Origin of the sequence: Nostoc cf. edaphicum LEGE 07299 (assembly GCF_015207245.1) — a bacterium.
GTDB classification, from domain to species: Bacteria; Cyanobacteriota; Cyanobacteriia; order Cyanobacteriales; family Nostocaceae; genus Nostoc; species Nostoc edaphicum_B.
Window position 1 is genome coordinate 1 of record NZ_JADEXF010000280.1, and the last position, 5768, is coordinate 5768.

At 40.6% G+C, this 5768-nt stretch carries 5 protein-coding genes; all 5 read right to left on the minus strand.

What is annotated here, in order from left to right; all coding sequences use genetic code 11:
* On the minus strand, nt 1–876 hold an 876-nt coding region (locus tag IQ229_RS10445; RefSeq protein ID WP_194043434.1), incomplete at its 3' end, for a YbjN domain-containing protein.
* A gap of 97 nt (nt 877–973) precedes the next feature.
* Nucleotides 974–1321, minus strand: a complete 348-nt coding sequence (locus tag IQ229_RS10450) for a type II toxin-antitoxin system PemK/MazF family toxin (protein ID WP_194043435.1) — start codon at nt 1319–1321, stop codon at nt 974–976.
* Entirely contained in the window at nt 1322–1585 is a 264-nt protein-coding gene (locus tag IQ229_RS10455; RefSeq protein ID WP_194043436.1) for a hypothetical protein, read from the minus strand.
* A gap of 514 nt (nt 1586–2099) precedes the next feature.
* Complete coding sequence (locus IQ229_RS10460; protein WP_228013367.1) at nt 2100–3302, minus strand: SMI1/KNR4 family protein; 1203 nt, start codon at nt 3300–3302, stop codon at nt 2100–2102.
* A 50-nt stretch (nt 3303–3352) separates the two neighbouring features.
* Nucleotides 3353–5768, minus strand: a 2416-nt coding sequence (locus tag IQ229_RS10465) for a phage tail protein (protein ID WP_228013368.1), incomplete at its 5' end; no start/stop codon positions are given.

The window sequence follows — 5768 nt, forward strand, 5'->3', positions numbered from 1 at the left end:
ATTTTCTGGTGCGTTGACTGGACAAATTGAGTAAAAAACGAATTGATTTTGTTCATTTCTGGCTCTAGCATAACAATTCCATGTTCCATTTTCGCCTTGGAACGGTATTTGTAAAGCTGGCTGTCCTGGAAGTTGTACAAACGGCCAATTATCAGCTTGGAAGAAATTAATTATTGCTTCAAAAAGACTACCATCTGTAGAATCTGAGGGCAAAGTTGCCTCTATTTTTTGTGTTATCTCATCTGTGTTAATATCAGCGAATTGAGTCAAAAATTTATCGATTCCTTCTAGCATTTTGGCAGCAGATTTTTGAGTTTTAGCTGACAAATTTGCCTCAGTCCAATCTTTAAAAAAGTTGACAATACCTTCAGCAATTCCTTCACCGGAAGCGCTTGTTTGAGAAAGATTTTCTGGACTAATATAAGACCAAAGAGTACGATAGCCGATTTCGCCTGATTCTTGTTGCTGTTTGACAGATAAACCCAACCAACTTTCAGTGAAAAGGATTTGATTATCGGGTTGTTCTTGGTTTAAATTCAGGATATATTTTGCAGTTTCATCAATGTTAACGGCGTGTTCTGCTAAGAGTGGTAATAAATCGGGTTTAAGACTGGTTTCGATGGTAATGTCTGGTTCGCTGAGGAATTTACCAGATGATAGGGAGTTACGCGCATCTGGTTTGAGATTGAATAAGGCTGCGGTGTCGATGCGGTGGTAGAGTTGTGGGTTGATTTGGAGGGTGAGACGACACGCGATGAGTTCGTCATCTTGTTTGGTGAGAGATAGGGCGATCGCGCGAACGGTTAGGGGAGATTGGGAGGAGTCGTGTAGGGTTAGTTCGCTGTCTAATTGATGATTTTCAGTCTGATCTACCATATCCTATAAATTTCTGCTTGCATTAGCGACAACTTGAAAGGCACTGCGGCTTGAATTTTTAGCATTGTCACTTGATAGCGTGAATATTGAAGATACCTTACTCTTGGGCTTCTTTTGGCTTTAACATCTGCCAAATTTCTGCATCAACTTGGGTTAAATATTCCAACTCTAACTCACCTATTTTCTGAATTATGCGCTTTCGATCAATAGCTCGCAGTTGAAACACCATTGCCACGGAAGGCAAGGTTAAACCATTCTGTTCCGATGGCTCAATCCTAACTGTAAATGGAAAACGCAATGCACCTAATGAAGACGTAACCGGAACAATCATCAACATCGGAGAAGTTGCAATATCTGTTTGAACCGCAATTGCTGGACGATTGCCCTTTTCTTCTCGCTTATCTGACTCAGGCAAACCAACTAAGAGAATATCTCCTCTAGCCATTTAGTTCTCCACTTCATGGGAAACCGCTACCGCATCAAGTGATGCTAGTGTCGCTTCCATACTTAGCCAGTCCTCATCACTTGCTGCTTCCCAAGCCACAAACTCTTGAACCAGTTCAGTGGGTATCTGCATGAGCAAAGGGGTCAGCAACGCTGTTATTTCGTCACTAACGGAATATCCATGTGCCTGTGCTTGTTGAACGAGTGCTTGGTATAGCTCAATTGGCAACGTTACAGATGCGTCAATGGTTTTAGTAGCTTTCATAGAATTGCAATTCAACCAGTCGTCAGAATTATAACTTAGATTAACCGAGGCTTTTGGGCTAAATATTAAGACCAGAAGGCGCGATCGCCCTACACATTATCCTACGTCTTGCCAGTATGAGGCGATTGCTTTTGGGTTTTGCGCTGATTGCATCATTATTCAGTTGGATTGGTGTCAAGCGCGATCACACTTCCCAAAATCTTGCTATCGCCCTAAACTACATCCAAGGCTATGAGCCGCTAATACTTAGTTAATAGCGAACGGTTAAGGGAGATTGGGAGGAGTCGTGTAGGGTTAGTTCGCTGTCTAATTGATAATTTTCTGTTTTGGCGATCGCGTACATATATGGTTATTTAACGATTGATGATTTTGCTTGATAATTCAGCACATAATTAGTAGCGTTCATCAGCTAACCTCTCTTAATTCCTGATCATTTTGCAATTCTGCTATTACTGTCTGTACTTCATCCATAAAAACTGGCAAATACTTTCTATTTGTGGTTACAAAAGTTGTGTTATTTTTCTACGATGTACTCCTCTTCGTCTACTTCGTATTTACCAGTGTGTAGTCCATCCCTGTAATATTTCAGCCAATCAAGGAAAGATTTAAATTCGCTAAGACTTGGGCCTTCTTGGATATCCATGTAAAGTATCTGTCCAACAATACCATCATCTGCCGGGTTCATATCTAGACAAATCATGTTGCCCCCACTATCTTCAGCAAAAGGAATCCAACCACGATCCCACCAGGTATTTTGAATAACTCCGCCCCATTGTTCTAAGATTTCATGATCTGCAAAAACTCCCTGTTCACTAAGATCGGTCATATTTGACCAACTATTAAGCACTCCATCCAGGCTGAGGTAATTGTAACTATGGAGATAAACGTCGCCGTTGTGGATTTTGAGCGATGCTCTATAATCTTCTGGTAAAGAAAGACCAATACGAGACTCAAATTCGCTCATTTCCTCCTCTTTTGCGCTAGAAAGTAAATCTTCAAACCGATTTGGTGCATTTTTCTTGTACCATGTCTCAATATCTGCCCAAATTTGCTTTATTGTTGCTACTACATCTTTACTTTTCATTGCTTGCCTTCGTTCCTTATTATCTGGGAGAGATGCTATTGCCTCTAGACGAGCAGGGAAGCGTTTAGGGTTTTGTAAATCAATTCCTTCATGCACAAAACGCTCATACGCCTCTATGTCACCAATTTGTTGAATTATCTGTACCTCGCTTTGGTAAACAGGGTAGAGAGTCAGCATTAAAACTTCTGATTCCAAGTTTGGTAAGCAAATAGGCTGCTTTATAAACCAATTAGTTACCAGTACACATGTCATTTGATCAAATATTGGTAGTGATAAGTTGCTTATCAACCGATTAGGTGCAAAATTTATTCTATAACGGAAGGGAATTACAGCCAGATATCCTATCTTTCTTCCTAATGCCTCAAGATCGTTACTATGGTGATGACCTTTTACACCAATAATCAATTCTGCATAGGCATTTGGTTCCTGCATGGCATATCTGCTCATACCTGCTGTCGCTATGTAAGTGAAAAAGTCGTCATCTGATAAATTCTCGTTTTCACTTGAATGAAAAAACAAAATATCTAATTCTGTGGGTATCTGTTCGCTAAATTCATCCCGTCGCAGTTGGATGATATGAGCGGGCATACCTAGCCAATTTTTGTAAGCTTGATGTAGTTTGGTTAATGTCATGTTTTCTGCTGACATTTGCTGTTATGTACCTGCAAGGTGACAAATAATTTCTACCACCAATCTTCGTGGCTACCAAAAGATGGACATGGAATCACATAAAATGGTGTGCCGCTTCCTGATGCAGACGATTCAGTTGTATGTTCTGGTCCCCAGTAATTGTTTGGATTTTGGTTCCATACACGGTTCTCCTTTTTTGTTTGCGTATGTCCTATGTCATTCCAATGTTCAGCAGCAGCTTGATGACTATCATCGTGTCCTAGTATCGCATGTTTATATCCAAAATCTGTATATGTAGATCCAGGGCGCATACTTCTGTAACGAGCTTGAGTTTTATGATAGTTTTTGTTCGTAGGTTCGATTGGCTGAGGGGTTAGGTTGTTAAAGCCTTTAGATAAAATTGCCAGCCCTTTAGCTGAATCTTTAGGGGGATTATCATATCCATAGTAGTCGCGCATACCTCCATACTTTGCCTCTGCTTTAGCCTTGCTAAAGCTATACAAGTAAACTGTATTAGGATCTCTAGGACCTCTTGATTTAAGTCCAAAAAGCACTTTATCTTTTGTCACCCATTCCTGAATCAAAGATTGAGTTTTTGTTAGTGTTATGTTCAGCTCTGCTGACAAATGAGAATCTATAAACAGCCAGTCATTCATTATATTTTTTGCTTCTATTTGATAGTCAGATGAAGACTTTGAAAGGGGTATAGAACTTGGTAAAATCGTAGTGTTCGGTGCAATTACTACCTTAAAATCTAAGTCTTTATCTTTCTCATCCCTCGCAGCATCTTCAAAAAGAATACTGAGCTTAATCCCTTTCTCTAACTTTGCTGTATAAGTCTTTTCTATTTGTTTAGCTTGCGCTTGTTTCTCTGCTCTTAAGGTCTTATAATCCTTCGCTATGCCTTCAGTATTTTTCATATCTAATACTGCCTGTTGAGCTAGCAATTGGTGCTGCTTTTCATCTTTTTTGCTAGTTTCTTTACCATTATCTTGCTTATTCTTCTGTTCAGGCTTATCCTGCTTTTCTTTGTCCTTATCCTTGCCAAACCCAAGCTTATCCTTGACTTTATTGCCAAACTTGTCAAACTTATCCTTAACGGATTTTTTCTTACCTTCAACCCAATTATGGGCAGCTTCTTTTTTATCATTAACCCAATTCTGACCAGCTTGCTTCTTATCCTCAACCCACTGCTTACCAGCTTTATATTTCTCCTTCGCTGATTCTGCAACGGCTCCTACCTTCTTGCCGAACTTGCTATTTTTAAACTTATTCTTGACACCCTCTTTCTTATCATTAACCCACTGCTCGGCTGCTGCTTTCTTATCATTAACCCAATTCTGACCAGTTTCCTTCTTATCTTCAACCCACTGCTTACCGGCTTGATATTTCTCCTTCGCTGAATCTTTCAGTTCTCCAGCCTTTTTACCAAACTTGCTATTCTTAACCTTGTTGCCAACTTTCTTAAACGCCTTCGCACCTTTATCAATTACCCAATCAACTGCTTTTTCCATCGGTTTCCGTAGCTTCTGGAAGATTGCCTGAATCTTGCCAGCAATTCCATCCAAGCCCAAAAGACTTGCGAGGAAACTGATAACTACAGGTAAAGATTTAGCAAGGGCATTTTCAACACCCTTGATTGCTTGATCGATCGCACCACTAGCGATCGCAGCAATCGCATCCAGTATCGCATTAATTAAATCGGCAATCTGCTGGGCGCGTTCAATAAAGAATTTGACTATCTCATAAATCGCCTTAGCAGCTTTGATGAATGCTGAAGCCGGAGTCAACAGGCTGAGAATCCACTCAATCCCGGCTGTAATCACTTTTTCAATGATAAAGTTCTTGATGGGTTCGATCACTAAGGCATTGAGGTCGCCTATCTTCTCTTGGACAAACTGCCACATCCCAACCACTCCCTGGCTGGCTAAGACTTGAAATACATCAACAGTTTGTTCCAAGCGGCCGACCTTTTCTTCACCCAATTTTTTCACGGCTTGGGCGCGAATTGCTTCATAAGTGAAGCCCAAAAGCTGCATTGCTAGGCTAAAGATCCCTTTGATGTCTAAGTTTTCTGGCATTTGAATCCCAGTTTCTGCCATTGTGCCTGTCAGCCAGCCAATTAATCCTTGCTGGAGGTGCTTCCCGATATTATTCATGAAGTTGAGGAAACCTTGCTTCAGCGCCTGAATCAAATTAGTCAAGAAACCAATCGGGTTTTTGAGGATTTGCCCAATTACGCCAGCAACTCGCGCTAGCACTTCCAAAAGCATTTTGGTCAGTTCAATGATCGTCTTGATCACTCCCACGATGAAGTCGAAAGCTTTTTGAATAAAACCTTTATTTGCTGCCTTCATCTCTTCAATGCGGGCATCAACAGCTTCCAAGTTCTCCTGATATTTCTGCGCTAGGGTGTCAATTAGCTCATCTTGCTTATCGTCAACACTTTGTTGCAATTCTTCAAATTTA

What these genes read in the sequence shown, in the direction of transcription:
- IQ229_RS10450 (WP_194043435.1), bottom strand. Translation starts at nt 1,321, where the DNA reads ATGGCTAGAGGAGATATTCTCTTAGTTGGTTTGCCTGAGTCAGATAAG.
- IQ229_RS10460 (WP_228013367.1), bottom strand. Translation starts at nt 3,302, where the DNA reads ATGACATTAACCAAACTACATCAAGCTTACAAAAATTGGCTAGGTATG.
- IQ229_RS10455 (WP_194043436.1), bottom strand. Translation starts at nt 1,585, where the DNA reads ATGAAAGCTACTAAAACCATTGACGCATCTGTAACGTTGCCAATTGAG.